Annotated in this window: 15 protein-coding genes; 7 read left to right on the forward strand and 8 right to left on the reverse strand. The window is 66.1% G+C overall.

The features are described 5' to 3' along the window. Positions 1–38: 38 nt before the first annotated feature. From hemC to A5764_RS18275, 3 genes are all read right to left on the reverse strand, one after another. Positions 39–986: a hydroxymethylbilane synthase gene (gene hemC / locus A5764_RS18265; RefSeq protein ID WP_067115184.1), complete on the reverse strand. Its 948-nt coding sequence runs from the start codon at positions 984–986 to the stop codon at positions 39–41. A gap of 13 nt (positions 987–999) precedes the next feature. Beyond that, positions 1000–2388 (reverse strand): glutamyl-tRNA reductase, encoded by a 1389-nt coding sequence (locus tag A5764_RS18270; protein WP_067115102.1) that lies wholly within the window; start codon positions 2386–2388, stop codon positions 1000–1002. Between the two features lie 93 nt (positions 2389–2481). After that, entirely contained in the window at positions 2482–2793 is a 312-nt protein-coding gene (locus A5764_RS18275) for a glutaredoxin family protein (protein WP_067115104.1), read from the reverse strand. A gap of 73 nt (positions 2794–2866) precedes the next feature. Between A5764_RS18275 and A5764_RS18280 the strand changes: the two genes are divergently transcribed. The 7 genes from A5764_RS18280 to cmaA2 all read left to right on the forward strand — a co-directional run bounded on the left by A5764_RS18280 (position 2867) and on the right by cmaA2 (position 9567). After that, entirely contained in the window at positions 2867–3178 is a 312-nt protein-coding gene (locus tag A5764_RS18280; RefSeq protein WP_067115106.1) for a WXG100 family type VII secretion target, read from the forward strand. Continuing rightward, positions 3171–3461, forward strand: coding sequence for a WXG100 family type VII secretion target (locus tag A5764_RS18285; RefSeq protein ID WP_067115108.1), 291 nt, complete (start codon positions 3171–3173; stop codon positions 3459–3461). The genes A5764_RS18280 and A5764_RS18285 overlap by 8 nt, the downstream gene beginning before the upstream one ends. A gap of 3 nt (positions 3462–3464) precedes the next feature. Next, positions 3465–5897: a hypothetical protein gene (locus tag A5764_RS29475; protein WP_067115109.1), complete on the forward strand. Its 2433-nt coding sequence runs from the start codon at positions 3465–3467 to the stop codon at positions 5895–5897. Beyond that, positions 5894–6331: a hypothetical protein gene (locus A5764_RS27670; RefSeq protein ID WP_082951774.1), complete on the forward strand. Its 438-nt coding sequence runs from the start codon at positions 5894–5896 to the stop codon at positions 6329–6331. The genes A5764_RS29475 and A5764_RS27670 overlap by 4 nt, the downstream gene beginning before the upstream one ends. An 842-nt stretch (positions 6332–7173) precedes the next feature. Then, positions 7174–8094: an HAD family phosphatase gene (locus tag A5764_RS18300; RefSeq protein WP_067115110.1), complete on the forward strand. Its 921-nt coding sequence runs from the start codon at positions 7174–7176 to the stop codon at positions 8092–8094. A 44-nt stretch (positions 8095–8138) separates the two neighbouring features. Then, positions 8139–8651, forward strand: coding sequence for a MaoC family dehydratase N-terminal domain-containing protein (locus A5764_RS18305; protein ID WP_067115111.1), 513 nt, complete (start codon positions 8139–8141; stop codon positions 8649–8651). A gap of 10 nt (positions 8652–8661) precedes the next feature. Continuing rightward, the gene (cmaA2, locus tag A5764_RS18310) at positions 8662–9567 is read left to right on the forward strand and encodes a cyclopropane mycolic acid synthase CmaA2 (RefSeq protein WP_067115113.1); all 906 of its coding nucleotides are present in this window, start codon (positions 8662–8664) and stop codon (positions 9565–9567) included. 148 nt (positions 9568–9715) lie between these two features. On the opposite strand, the gene A5764_RS18315 is transcribed toward cmaA2, so the two are convergent. The 5 genes from A5764_RS18315 to proC all read right to left on the reverse strand — a co-directional run bounded on the left by A5764_RS18315 (position 9716) and on the right by proC (position 13500). Next, complete coding sequence (locus A5764_RS18315; protein ID WP_067115115.1) at positions 9716–10792, reverse strand: lysophospholipid acyltransferase family protein; 1077 nt, start codon at positions 10790–10792, stop codon at positions 9716–9718. A 5-nt stretch (positions 10793–10797) separates the two neighbouring features. Next, positions 10798–11925 carry an SDR family oxidoreductase gene (locus tag A5764_RS18320; protein ID WP_067115117.1) on the reverse strand — a complete coding sequence of 376 codons (1128 nt, stop codon included), beginning with the start codon at positions 11923–11925 and terminating at the stop codon, positions 10798–10800. Positions 11926–11995: 70 nt separating this feature from the next. After that, the gene (locus A5764_RS27680; RefSeq protein ID WP_003402602.1) at positions 11996–12097 is read right to left on the reverse strand and encodes a 30S ribosomal protein bS22; all 102 of its coding nucleotides are present in this window, start codon (positions 12095–12097) and stop codon (positions 11996–11998) included. 133 nt (positions 12098–12230) lie between these two features. Then, positions 12231–12488, reverse strand: a complete 258-nt coding sequence (locus A5764_RS18325) for a cell division/environmental response transcriptional regulator (RefSeq protein ID WP_067115119.1) — start codon at positions 12486–12488, stop codon at positions 12231–12233. 139 nt (positions 12489–12627) lie between these two features. Then, the gene (proC, locus tag A5764_RS18330; RefSeq protein WP_197501613.1) at positions 12628–13500 is read right to left on the reverse strand and encodes a pyrroline-5-carboxylate reductase; all 873 of its coding nucleotides are present in this window, start codon (positions 13498–13500) and stop codon (positions 12628–12630) included. Positions 13501–13520: the final 20 nt, after the last annotated feature.

The following is a 13520-nucleotide window of genomic DNA, read 5'->3' on the forward strand; positions in this document are numbered from 1 at the left end:
TCGCTCCCAAGTCTTTCCTATTCGGCCCTATTTCAGCGTCATTCTTTTCTCGCGCGCGGGTCTTCCCGTGCCGCCGACATCAGCTCCCGCGCCCCCAGCTCGAACAGCTCCGCGGCGACCGAGAGCCCCAGCTCTCGTGCCCGACCGGGAGAGCCGATGCCGGACGCGCGGATCACGTCGGACCCGTCCAGCGCCGCCACGCAGCCGCGCAGCGACAGCTCTTCGAAGACGCGGCCATCCTCATCAATGGACTCGACCACCTCGGCGATCGCGCCCACCGGTGCGGAGCAACCCGCCTCCAGTTCGGCCAACAGGGCTCGCTCCGCGGTGACCGACGCGCGCGTGTCGGCGTCGTCCAACTCCGCCAGCACCGCCGCCAACTCATCGCCGGCGCGGCATTCGACGGCGAGAGCGCCCTGAGCTGGTGCTGGCAACATCTGCACCGGCTCTAGCGTCTCGGTGACATCGTCGAGGCGTCCCAGCCGGGCCAGGCCGGCCCGGGCCACCACGATCGCGTCAAGATCACCACTGCTTACCCTGTTCAACCTGGTATCTAGGTTGCCTCGTAGGGGGCGGATTTCCAAACCGAGACCCAATGCTCTAAGCTGTGCCGCCCGCCGTGGGGACGAGGTGCCCACCAGCGAACCCGGCGGCAATTCCCCCAGCACCAGCCCGTCGCGGGCCACCACCGCATCGCGGGGGTCGTTGCGCGGCGGTATCGCCGCGATCGTGAACCTCGGGTCGTCGGCGGTTGGCAAATCCTTGTGCGAGTGCACCGCGGCGTCGACGCGGCCGTCTTCGATGGCCTCCCGCAGCGCGGTGGTGAAGGCGCCCACACCCAGGGTTTGGATCGGCGCCGACGAGCGGTCGCCGGCGGTGGTGATGGTCACCAGCTCGGCGGGGTGGCCGTTGGCGATGAGGGCGTCTCTGACGACGCCTGCCTGGGTGGTGGCCAACAGGCTGCCCCGCGTGCCTATCCGGATCACGTGCGCCAATCAGCTACTCGCCGGACTGTTGCGGGTTTCCCGCGTCGAATCCTGTTGACACAACTGGCAATTCGCCGGCAGCGACGGCGGCTACGGAGTCTATGGCGGTCTGGTCGAGCTCGAAGAGTTCGCGCAGCGCCTCGGCGTAGCTGTCACCGCCGGGCGCGCTGGCGAGCTGCTTGATCCGCACGGTAGGCGCGTGCAGCAGCTTGTCCACCACCCGCCGCACGGTGCGGGCGACCTCCTCGCGCTGGTCGCTCTGAAGGCCCGGCAGCCGGTTGTCCAGGCGCAACAGCTCCGCCTCGACGACGTCGGCGGCGCGCTGGCGCAGCGCGGTCACCGTCGGGGTGACCTCGGCCATCCGCTGGCCCGCCAGGTAGCTGGCAACTTCGGCCGCCACGATGTGGCGCGCGGCGTCGACATCGCTGGCCGCCGCATGCGCCGACGGTTCGTGCTGGACGCGTTGCACGTCGACGACCCAGACGCCGGGCAGCCCGGCTACCGCCGGGTCGACGTCGCGCGGCATGCCCAGGTCGCAGATCACCAAAGGGTGCGCGGCCTCATCAACGTCCGAGCGGCGGGCCGCGGCCAGCGCGTGGTGCACATCGGCCAGCGAAACCACCGGGCTGACCGCCCCGGTGCAGCTGACCACGACGTCGGCGCCCGCCAGGGCGTCGGGCAGCCGGTCGAGCGTCAACGCCTCGGCGTGCGCTCCGGATTCACGGATCTTGCGGGCCAGCCGCTGCGCCCGGGACAGGGAGCGGTTGAGCACCTGGATGTGCTCGATGCCGGCGCGGGTCAGGTGCCCCGCCGACAGCGCGCCCATCGCCCCGGCGCCGATGACCACGCCGTTCTTGCCGGCCAGTCCGCCGAGCCGGCGTTCGGCCATGCCCAGCGCGACCGACACCACCGAGGCGCCGGCGGCGTCGATGCCGGTCTCGGAATGCACCCGCTTGCCCACCGACAGCGCCCGCTGGGCCAGCTCGTGCAGCACCCGGCCGACGGTGCGGTTGGACTCGGCGGCGGCGTACGCGCGGCGCACCTGGCCCAAGACCTGCTGCTCGCCGATCACCGCCGAATCTAGGCCGCTGGCAACGGCGAAGAGGTGCTCGACGGCGGCCTCGCTGTAGCGGACGTAGGCGTATTTGGTCAGGTCGCCCATCGACATTCCGGAGTGTTCCGACAGCACCTGCCCGACCACCGCCAACCCGCCGTGGAACGCGTCGACGACGGCGTAAACCTCGACCCGGTTGCATGTCGAGAGCACCATCGCCTCGGTGACCAGCGGTGACTGCAACACTCGGTCGACGATCTTGATCTGATCGGATTCGTCGATGCTGAGTTGTTCCAGGACGGAGACCGGCGCACTGCGGTGCGAGACCCCGAAGAGCAGGACGCTCACAGCAGCATCACCTGGCCAGCTCCCTTGCTTCCTCCAGTAACTGAACTGCTGTCCACGGTAAACGTTTATCAGCTGGGCTACCAAATAATTGATCTACGTCACTGGCCCGCGCCGCGCTTCCCGGGCCCGCGTGGTCAGGGGGGCGAGATCCGCGCGCAACCGCGGTTCGTCGACGTCCCAGTAGCTGTGCTCACGGCCGTCCAGCAGGATCACCGGCAGGCGATCGCCGAACTCGGCCCGCAATCCGGGGTTGCCCGCCGACGCCGCCGCGTCGACGTCGGTCGCGGACAGCTCGAAGCCGAGCTCGCCGGCCAGCTCGGCCAGCCGGGCGTGCGCCCGCGCGCAGAGGGTGCAGCCCTCCCGGGTGAGCAGCTCTACGCGCCGCCGGGTCGTTGGCTGGGTCATGGCCACCAGTGTGGCAGCGGCTGAGCGTCCCGGGTGAATTGTGGGACCGCCCTGAATTCACTAGCTTGCGGTTATGGGCGCTGATGGGACGCTCCGCGTCGATCCCATGGTGATGCAGGAGTTTGCGGTCTCGCTTGGCGGTGCGGCCGAGCACCTGATGGCGGAGCTGGGGCAGCTCGATGACCAGGTGGGCCAGATGTTGGGCGGCTGGCGCGGGGCGTCGGGCGACGCGTACGGCTCGGCGTGGGAGCTGTGGCACAAGGGGGCCCGCGAGGTGCAGACGGGCCTGGCGATCTTGGCGCATCTGGTGGGGCAGGCCGGCGGCCTTTACGACCAGAACGAGGCGAGCGCCGCACAGGAGATGCGCGGGGTTTACCGTGGCTGAGGCGTTTCGCGTCGACCCCGAAGCGTTGGCCGATGCGGTGCAGCGGATGACCGAGTTTCAGCGCCGTGCCGAAGAGATGCTCGCCGAAATCGATTCTCGGGTAAAGCGTTTGCATGGGGCCTGGACGGGGGAAGCCGCGGCGGCGCACGTCGAGGCCCATCAGCACTGGGCCCGCGGCGAGGCGATGATGCGCGAGGCGTTGGCGAAGTTACGGACCGCGGGTGAGACCGCCCACCGCAACTACACCGGGGCGATGGCACAGAACCTGTCCATGTGGTCGTGAGCCATGGCGCCGCTGGCAGTCGATCCCGCGGCTCTCGACAGCGCGGGTGCCGAGGTGGTGACGGCCGGCGAGGGCTTGGGCTCGGTGATCACGACGTTGACCAGCGCGCTGTCGGGGTGTGCCGGGATGGCCGGCGACGATCCCGTCGGCGCAGCGCTCGGACATAGCTACGACAGGTCGGCGGCCAAGCTCATCGAGGCGATGGCGGCCACCAGAAATGGGTTGTGCAGCCTCGGTGATGGCGTCCGGATGTCGGCGCACAACTACTCGCTGGTCGAAGCGCTGTCCAACGTGTCCGGCCACGGTAGCCCGCTTCTCACGCCCTCGGTGACCGGGCCGATATTGGCCGGCTCTCCGCCGTCTTCGGTGGGCAGCGGTAAGGGCGCCCCGGCCGGCTGGGGCTGGGTGGCGCCGTATATCGGGATGATCTGGCCGACAGCCGATTCGGGGAAGTTGCGCGCCGCGGCCGCGGCGTGGAGCGCCGCCGGCACGCAGTTCGCGGTCGCAGAGATCCTTGGCACCGGCGGGCCGATGGGAGCCATTCGCGCGCAACAGATTCCTGAAGGCGCGCTCATCGATCGGGCGTTCACCGACGCCTTCGGCAGCACCACTCGCCTGGTGCAACAGTGTCAGCAGATCGCGACCCAGCTGGGCAGCTATGCCGCCAACGTCGACAAGGTGCACGCGGCGATCCTGGATCTGCTGGCGCGCATCTGTGACCCACTGACCGGTATCAAAGAGGTCTGGGAGTTTCTGACCGACGAAGACGAAGACGAGATCAAGAAGATCGCCGACGACATCCGCGCGGTGGTCGACAATTTCAGCGCCGAGGTGGAGGCGCTGCGAGGCGAGATCGCGGCCACCCTCGCCGAGGCGGTCACGATCGCCACCGATATGGGCCGCTACGCGGGCAAAGAGTGGGATCACTTTTTGCACGGCACCGAGGTGGGACGGGCCACCAACCAGGTCGGGCAGTACGCCAAGGGCGCGTGGTCGGAGGCCGGCGGACTCATCAAGGGAGTCTGGGACATCAGCTCCTTGCGGATGACGATCGACCCGATCGGTTATGGCAAGGCGGTGAGCGGCCAGATCGAGGGCGCCCTGCCGCTGGTCGGTTTGGGGGGCGAGGGTGCTCCGGGCGTCGGGGAGTCTTTGGTAGCCCTCGGCAAGGGCATCACTCACTGGGACGAATGGAGCCAAAACCCGGCCGAAGCCGCCGGTCGGACCGCCGTCGACCTCGCCACGCTGCCCCTGCCCGGGGGACCGCTGGCAAAGCTGTTCGGCAAGGCCCGCGCGCTCGCCGACGCGCTGAGAGCGATGAGGGGCAAGCCGCCGGAGATTCCGAAAATCCCGCCTATCGAACCGCCGAAGCCCCTGGAGCCACCGCCAAGCGGGCCAAGGCCGCCGGAACCGCGCAGCCCCGCACCCGAGCCACCGGCCAAGCCGGCGCCCGCACCCGCCAGCGGTCCCCTGCCGCACAGCCCGACGGAATCCAAGCCGCCGGTCGTCGAGAAGCCTCCCGCTGGTGAGCCGCCCAAACCTGTTGCGGTTCCACCGGGAGCCGGGAACAAGCCCCCAATATCCGCGCCCCTAGAGCCAGCGCCGCTCACCCATTCGAAACCGCCCGAGCCCGTTCATGTTCCGGCCTCACCCGGCGGCAATCCGGCTGCGTCCGTTCCCAGTGCCGCGTTCGCGGAGCAGCCGGCGGCCGCCGCTCCGGCGGCCGCGGCAGCGCACCTGCCCACCTCCCCGACAGGCGGAGTCCCGGGCGAAGTGCCATCGTCGTTCGGTGGGCCGCCCCACGGTGGGGAACCGCCGGCTCATCCGCCCGAATCACACCAGCTTCATGGCGGCAGCCCTCATCCGCTTGGGGATGACGGGACGCCGCACCGGCCGGACGACGGCGCACCGCCACATCCGCCTGCTGATGGCGACGGTCCGCCCCGGTCACACCCGCCGGACGACGGCTCGCCTTCCGATGCTCACCCGCCGGACGCGACCGACAGCCCCGCGCAGCCGGTTACGGATCCAGACCGCCCGGAATTCACGTTGGACAACCCGCTCGATCACATGAGCGATCAGCTTCTAGCCTTGTCGGAACAACACCTGACGGGAAGTGGCGAAACGGTACTCGGACCATTTAGGCCTGCCGGGGGTGGCCCCTCCTACATCGAAGTCGCGCAGCAGCACGGAGCCAGTTACTTCGACATTGGGGACGCCTGGAATTCGGCCACCCCAGTTGAACGACTGGCTGCGAATCAGCATGTACTCGATGTTGCCATCGCGAACGGTGACAAGGTTACCCTGTCCGTGCCATTCGATATGGTTAACCCTGATACCTTTACGGGCGCTGAAATAAGATATCTGGAGTTACACGGATATCGCCAAATAAACGACACCACATGGGTCCCGCCGGGCGGAAAGATCGGAAAATGAAAACTCTTTTAGAGTATTTTTTGAAACATTTCGAAATGCTGTATCTTGACCCTCGCTATCATATTACGAACTCGACCACGAGCGGGGTGGAAACGAACAATGCAGCGCTCACAATAACAGGACCGACACTGAGTTGGGATCTGACCAATGACAGAGGGCAGATGTTGCTTGGCATAGCGCCCACTGCACTGGCCACACCGGATAACTGGTTCCGCGTATCTCTTATCAAACAGTACTTGAATAGGGAGAGCGAGATTGAGTACTCGTCGACCGACACTGAAATCGCCTGGATTCGAGAAAACAGTGAACGCGTCGAGGAGCTTTTCTCCGACGTTTCCAAGCTCGAAAACGTATGCCAGACTCTTAGGTCGCTACGCCGCTCGAACGCAAATAGCTATTGGACTCAATGGCGAAAGCAGCAGGGCCTGGCCTAATTTCGATTTCCAGCAGATGGATGATAGCGGTGCGGCTATCGCAGACGAAGCCGCAGAGGTGATTCGGTACTAGAATTGGTGGCGCAAGATCGCCACCTCCATTGGAAATGGACCGTACGACGAAGCCGAGTGGCTCGAGGATCGTCTGTACTTTCGTTCCGACTATTCTGAAAACTGAAACGATGGCCCGAGTGGACGGATTTCGGCGATTGGGCAGCATGGATCATTGCGCCGAAGACGGAAGGATACATTTGTGTATTGCGTTCGCTAAAGCATGAACGTGAATCAGAGCGAAGCGAACGAATAGAGGTGATGTTCTCTCGCTTCACTGATGCAGGTAAATACATTATTGCGAGAATAGGTGACGGTATCCGCAGCAGTCGCAACATACGACAAAAAACGTTAGTCGTAGACTGGGAGGCGCGGGGGGCTTGATTCACGGATAAGAGTCGAGGCACCGAGCCTGAAGACCATCGACTTTCTGGCCACGGAAAGACCGACCCTGGAAAGAGACTATGCGGAACAACATCTCCGGAGATACACACTAGAAGACAATCCGGGCTCTTACGGATTTGCACTGGATTACCAACAACCGATGATGCAAGTCCTCGCCCTTTCGTTCGAAGAGCTGACGGCAGCACTGCTGGACGGGTTGCCGGAAAGCATTACCTATCAGGTCCCGCTCTGGCGATCGTAGGGTCCGCAGTGGACAAGCTGGCTCAACAGCCCTTGCCCTGTGGACGCCCTGAGACACGTCACGCCCCCACGCCACCTGCCGGATAGGGTTGGATACCGGCACCCACCGGGTCGCCGGGCAGCACAGCGATCAAGGAGGTCGGGCCATGGCTTCATCGGCTTCCTCTGAGTCGGGCAGCGCGGAGCCCACCGAACGCTTTGACCTGGAGTCGCTGGCCGACAACGCGAGCGCCAAGCGTGCGCTGGAAGACCTGCAGGCCGAGGGCACCGCTGAAGGGGGTCGCCCTCAGCCGCCGATCGACCTCACCGCGGCCGCATTCTTCGACGTCGACAACACCCTGGTGCAGGGATCCTCGGCCGTGCACTTCGGCCGGGGGCTGGCGGCGCGCAAGTACTTCACCTACCGCGATGTGCTCGGATTCGTCTACGCCCAGGCCAAGTTTCAGTTGCTCGGCAAGGAGAACAGCGACGACGTCGCCGCGGGCCGGCGTAAGGCGCTCGCGTTCATCGAGGGGCGCTCCGTCGAGCAGCTGGTCACCTTGGGCGAGGAGATCTACGACGAGATCATCGTCGACAAGATCTGGCCGGGCACCCGCGAGCTCACCCAGATGCACCTCGACGCCGGCCAGCAGGTCTGGCTGATCACCGCCACGCCGTACGAGCTCGCGGCCACGATCGCGCGGCGGCTCGGCCTGACGGGCGCGCTGGGAACCGTCGCCGAGTCGGTCGACGGGGTCTTCACCGGCAGCCTGGTCGGCGAGATCCTGCACGGCCCCGGTAAGGCGCACGCGGTGCGCTCGCTGGCGATCCGGGAGGGCCTCAACCTCAGGCGCTGCACCGCCTATTCCGACAGCTACAACGACGTACCCATGCTGTCGCTGGTGGGCACCGCCGTCGCCATCAATCCCGACGCGCGCCTGCGCGCCCTGGCCCGCGAGCGCGGCTGGGAGATCCGCGACTTCCGGACCGCGCGCAAGGCCGCCCGGATCGGGGTGCCGTCGGCGCTGGCCTTGGGCGCCGCGGGCGGTGCGCTGGCGGCGTTGGCATCCCGGCGCCAATCACGCTGATAAGCTGCGCCGCTGAGACATCGTCAAGCGGGGAGCAAAGCGTCATGACCGTCCCAGAAGAAGTCCAAGACATCATCGGCAGCCATTACCGGGCACCCGACTACTTCCAGGTCGGGCGCGAGAAGATCCGGGAGTTCGCGCTCGCGGTGAAGGACGAGCACCCGACGCACTACAACGAGGGTGATGCCGCGGCCGCCGGGTATCCCGTGCTGGTGGCGCCGCTGACCTTCCTGGCCATCGCGGGGCGGCGCGTGCAGCTCGAGATCTTCACCAAGTTCAGCATCCCGATCAACATCGCCCGCGTCTTCCACCGCGACCAGAAGTTCCGGTTCCACCGGCCGATCCTGGCCCACGACAAGCTCTACTTCGACACCTACCTAGACTCGGTGCTCGAGTCCCACGGCACGGTGCTCGCCGAGATCCGCAGCGAAGTCACCGACGCCGAGGGCAAACCGGTCGTCACCAGCGTCGTTACGATGTTGGGGGAAGCCGCACATCAAGACGCTGGCGCCGAAGAAACCGTCGCCGCGATTGCATCCATATCTGCTGGAAAGTAGGGTCCATTCAATGTCACAGGGCGAATCAGGTGGCACCCAGCTGAAGCCGCCGGTCGAAGCAGTCCGATCCCACTACGACAAGTCGAACGAGTTCTTCAAGCTCTGGCTTGACCCGTCGATGACCTACAGCTGCGCGTACTTCGAAGAGCGCCCCAACATGACGCTGGAAGAGGCGCAGTACGCCAAGCGCAAGCTCGCGCTGGACAAGCTGAACCTTGAGCCGGGCATGACGCTGCTCGACATCGGCTGCGGCTGGGGCTCGACGATGCGGCACGCGGTGCAGGAGTACGACGTCAACGTCATCGGCCTGACGCTGAGCGAGAACCAGTACGCCCACGACGTGGCGAAGTTCGAAGAGATCGACAGCCCCCGGCGCAAAGAGGTGCGGATCCAGGGTTGGGAGCAATTCGACGAGCCGGTGGACCGCATCGTGTCACTGGGCGCCTTCGAGCACTTCGCCGACGGGGCGGGCGACGCCGGATTCGAGCGCTACGACACCTTCTTCAAGAAGTTCTACAGCTTGACGCCCGACGACGGCCGGATGCTGCTGCACACCATCATCATTCCGGACAAGGAAGAGGCCGAGCAGCTCGGCTTGACGTCGCCGATGAGCCTGCTGCGCTTCATCAAGTTCATCCTGACCGAGATCTTCCCGGGCGGCCGGCTGCCCCGCATCTCACAGATCGACCACTACTCGTCGAACGCCGGCTGGAAGGTCGAGCGCTACCACCGCATCGGCAAGAACTACGTGCCGACGCTGAACGCCTGGGCGGATGCACTCGAGGCGCACAAGGACGAGGCGATCGCCCTGAAGGGGCAGGAGACCTACGACATCTACATGCACTACCTGCGCGGTTGCTCGGACCTGTTCCGCGACCACTACACGGACGTCTGCCAGTTCACTTTGGTCAAGTAGTTCTTGCACGCAAAGCGCCCCGGTGTCTCCGATCGAAGAGGCACCGGGGCGCTTGTTATTGCATGTCGTTCGCGGGCGTAACGCCACGGCGAAATCCGGCCGGTTTTTTCGCCCTGCCGTTACGGTCGCGTGGACCAAACCGGCGCGCTCAGCCGAAGAAGATGTTGCGGCGCCCGGCCAGCAACCGGTACAGCGTCTGCTGGATCGTCTCGCGCACCTGATCGGTCAGCTCGAAGGTGACCATCGGGTCCTCGGCGTCGGACGGGGCGTAGTCGTTGGTGTAGATCGGCTCGCCGAACGCGATGCGCCATTTCGACGGCATCGGCACCAGGCCCGCCGGGCCGGCCAAAGGGAACAGCGGGGTGATCGGGAAGTACGGCAACCCGAACAGCCGCGCCAGCAGCTTGACGTCGGTGAGCATCGGGTAGATCTCTTCGGAACCGATGATCGAGCACGGAATGATCGGCGCTTTGGTGCGCAGCGCCGCCGTCACGAAGCCGCCGCGCCCGAACCGCTGCAATCGGTAGCGGTCCTCGAAGCGCTTGCCCAGCCCCTTGTAGCCCTCGGGGAAGACGGCGGTGAGTTCGCCGGCGGCGAGCAGCCGGTGCGCGTCCGTCGTGCAGGCCATCGTGTGGCCGGCCTTGCGGGCGGCCTCGCCGACCACGGGCAGGTCGAACACCATGTCGGCGGCCAGCAGCCGCAGGTCCCGCTGCGCCGGGTGTTCGTCGTGGACCGCCACCGACAGCATCAGCCCGTCGAACGGCAGCACCCCGGCGTGATTGGCCACCACCAAGGCGCCACCCTCGCTCGGTAGGTTCTCGACACCGCTGACCTCGACCCGGAACCATGAGCGGAAGAAGAACCGCAGCAAAGGCCGAACGATCGCGTTATTGAAGTGCGGATCGAACCCGAACTCGTCGACGGTGTAGTCGCCGGTGATCCGCTGCCGCAGGAAGCCGGCGACCGCGGCGACGCGTTGCGCGAGATCGTTGAGCGGTGCCTCGGCCGTCCCCGATATGCCCGACACACCCGCGACGCGCCGGTGCTCATCGATTTCGCGGACAACCGCGGCGATCTGTTCGGCCGACGCCCGACCACGCGGATCGGACAACAACGAAGGATGCTGGCGCGCCGTCTCCGCGCGCTGATCGGCTCTCCGCCGAGCCGCTACCCGACCCCGATTGGTATGCAGTGGAATGACATTCGCTCTGGTTTCACCCGCCACGATATCTACCTGACCCCACCCCAAGGAATTGGATTTCGGCTGCCCCAGCGCTGCGCTAACGCAATGGCACGACCCTCCAGGGAGCGTACCCGATCAGGGTCGATTATGGGAGACAGGCCGCGGCCCCGAACATAGTCGTCGAACGCCTCCGCCGTCGTCCATTTGGGCTGGTAGCCAAGCTCGGTGCGCATTCTGGTGGTGTCCATGACGCGGCCGTAACTCAAATAATCAAACTGATCACGAGTGATCTCAGTATAACGATTAGCCCGTCTCAGCGAATCCAGCGCCCAGACGCCAAAACCGGGCACCGGCAGTGGAATTCGGCTGGCCCGCCGAATCGCCTGCGACAGCATGATGATGCCGTCGGCGCCGATGTTGAAGGTGCCGGCCTTGCCGGCCATCGCCGCACGCTCCAGCGCTCCGAGCGCATCCTGCTCGTGCAACAACTGCAGCCGCGCGTCCCGGCCGAACATAGTCGGGACCAACGGCCCGGCGAGATACCGCGACAGGGTGGTGTCCATCGCGGGGCCGATCATGTTGGCCAGCCGCAGAATCGTCACCGCGATATCGGGGCGGCGCCGGCCCAAACCACGGGCGTAGCCCTCGATGTCGAGGCTGTCCTTGGCGAAACCGTCGCGGAAGGGCCTACGGCTGGTGCTGTCCTCGGTGAACATGACGGGATCGTGAGCGCTCGACCCGTACACCTCGGAGGTCGACTTCAGCACGACGCGGCGCACCGAGGGCGCCTTCTGGCAGGCCGCGAAAAGCTGCATCGCGCCCATCACGTTGATTTCCTTCAACGCCGCGCTGCCGCCGGATCGAGGCGCGTACGACGCCGCCGCGGCGTGCACCACCGTGTCGACGTCACCGTTGCGAATCACCTTGGCGATGAACGGGTTTCGAATGTCGGCGCGGACGAACTCGGCTCGACCCATGCGCCGCAGCATGTCTTTGCTGGGGGCGATCGCGTCCACCGCGATCACCCCGTTGATCAACGGGTTCTGCGCGAGCCGAGCCGTCAGGTAGCCGCCCAGGAACCGGCAGGCACCGGTAACCAGCACCACCTTGGGGTAGTGCACGGTGTCGCTCGCGGTGCCGCCAGTTCCGGCACCCTTCCCGCTGGACTGGTCCACCCGAATAGCCTAACGACCTGGCAAGACGGCGGCGTTAAGGCAGCGTGACGCTCGACTGGGCTTACTTGGCTTACTTGCCAAGTTTTCTGCGCTGCACCCGGGTGCGACGCAGCAGCTTGCGGTGCTTCTTCTTCGACATGCGCTTGCGCCGCTTCTTGATTACTGAACCCATGAACTCCGCTATCTGAGCCGTGACCTGCTTGTACTAAGGACCGGGATACTTTACCCGCCCGGCGGCACCGAACACCAAACCGGTGCCGCGCGACGCTGGCGGGCCCTAGATGCGTGGCACGGGGACTAGCAGGTCAGCCCGCGTCGAAGTACGAGGTTTCCAGCATGTCGTGCACGGCCTTGGCGTGCACCCGGAAGGACCGCCCGACGCGCACCGCCGGCAGCTCGCCGTTGTGCACCAGCCGGTAGACCGTCATCTTGGAGACGCGCATCAGCGCTGCCACTTCGGCGACGGTGAGAAATTGTGTCCTGGCCTGCTGGCCATCGACGGAACCGGTGTCCCGCCCCTTACCTGCGGAATCTCGCGCCGATGGCCCGTTCGTAGACGTCATCGCAACCCAATCGTGTCAGGCCCGCGCAATGCCAACGGCTTCCCCTCCGCTGGCCCCACACGTGCATACAGAAAGGAGAATAGCGGGACTAGTGGGGTTACTGGTACTGGTGAGGGACAATCGGTCCGAAATTCTTGAATTATTCCGATGTAATTCTTAGCTGCTCAGAGCGCCTTTTGGCGGCCTGAACGGCGGCGTCGACGGCCGCCCGTAATCCTCCCCGTTCCAGTTCGCGCAGACCAGCGGCCGTGGTGCCGCCGGGCGACGTGATGGTCGCACGCAGCTGCGCCGCCGTGGTGTCCGCGCGCGTTCCCGCCGCCTCGCCTTGGGTCGTCCGGTCCGAGTCCATCCGTTCCAGCAGCATCGCCGCCGACCCCGCGATCGTCTGCGCGGTCAGGTCGGTGGCGACCTCCCGGCTCAGACCTGCCGCGACGCCGGCGTCCACCAGCGCCTCGACCATCAGAAAGAAGTACGCCGGCCCCGAACCGGACAGAGCGGTCACCGCGTCCATGTGCGATTCCGGGACGGTCAGGACGCCGCCGACGGAGTCGAACAGCGCCGAGACCTCTTCGAGCTGGGGCAGCGTGACGAAACGGCCCTTGGCCAGCGCCGTCACACCCGCGCCCACCAAGGCGGCGGCGTTCGGCATCGCCCGCACCACCGGCGTTCCGGCCGGCAGCTTGGACTCGAAGTAGGTGATCGTGATGCCGGCCGCGACCGTGACGAACACCTGCTCGGCGCTGTCGGTCTCGGCGGCGCCCGCCGCGCGGGCCAGGTCGGCCATCACCGACTCGACGTCGCCCGGCTTGACGGCGACGACGACGAACGTCGCGTTCTCCACCGCGTCTGTCACCGAAGCCACCCGCACCGAATAGCTGTCGGCCAGGTACTCGGCGCGCTCGGGCACCCGTTCGACCACCACCAGGTCCTTGACCTGCCGGCCCGCGCGCAGCAGACCCGACAGCAGTGCCTCCCCGATGCTGCCGCCGCCGACGATCGCGATTCTTGCCATGCCGCAAAGCATCGCAGACG

This window comes from Mycobacterium sp. 852002-51057_SCH5723018, assembly GCF_001667035.1.
Lineage (GTDB): Bacteria > Actinomycetota > Actinomycetes > Mycobacteriales > Mycobacteriaceae > Mycobacterium.

Coding starts and splice junctions, on each gene's coding strand:
- A5764_RS18275 (WP_067115104.1), bottom strand. CDS start 2,793: ATGACCCAGCCAACGACCCGGCGGCGCGTAGAGCTGCTCACCCGGGAG.
- A5764_RS18280 (WP_067115106.1), top strand. CDS start 2,867: ATGGGCGCTGATGGGACGCTCCGCGTCGATCCCATGGTGATGCAGGAG.
- A5764_RS29475 (WP_067115109.1), top strand. CDS start 3,465: ATGGCGCCGCTGGCAGTCGATCCCGCGGCTCTCGACAGCGCGGGTGCC.
- A5764_RS27670 (WP_082951774.1), top strand. CDS start 5,894: ATGAAAACTCTTTTAGAGTATTTTTTGAAACATTTCGAAATGCTGTAT.
- A5764_RS18300 (WP_067115110.1), top strand. CDS start 7,174: ATGGCTTCATCGGCTTCCTCTGAGTCGGGCAGCGCGGAGCCCACCGAA.
- A5764_RS18305 (WP_067115111.1), top strand. CDS start 8,139: ATGACCGTCCCAGAAGAAGTCCAAGACATCATCGGCAGCCATTACCGG.
- cmaA2 (WP_067115113.1), top strand. CDS start 8,662: ATGTCACAGGGCGAATCAGGTGGCACCCAGCTGAAGCCGCCGGTCGAA.
- A5764_RS27680 (WP_003402602.1), bottom strand. CDS start 12,097: ATGGGTTCAGTAATCAAGAAGCGGCGCAAGCGCATGTCGAAGAAGAAG.
- A5764_RS18325 (WP_067115119.1), bottom strand. CDS start 12,488: ATGACGTCTACGAACGGGCCATCGGCGCGAGATTCCGCAGGTAAGGGG.
- proC (WP_197501613.1), bottom strand. CDS start 13,500: ATGGCAAGAATCGCGATCGTCGGCGGCGGCAGCATCGGGGAGGCACTG.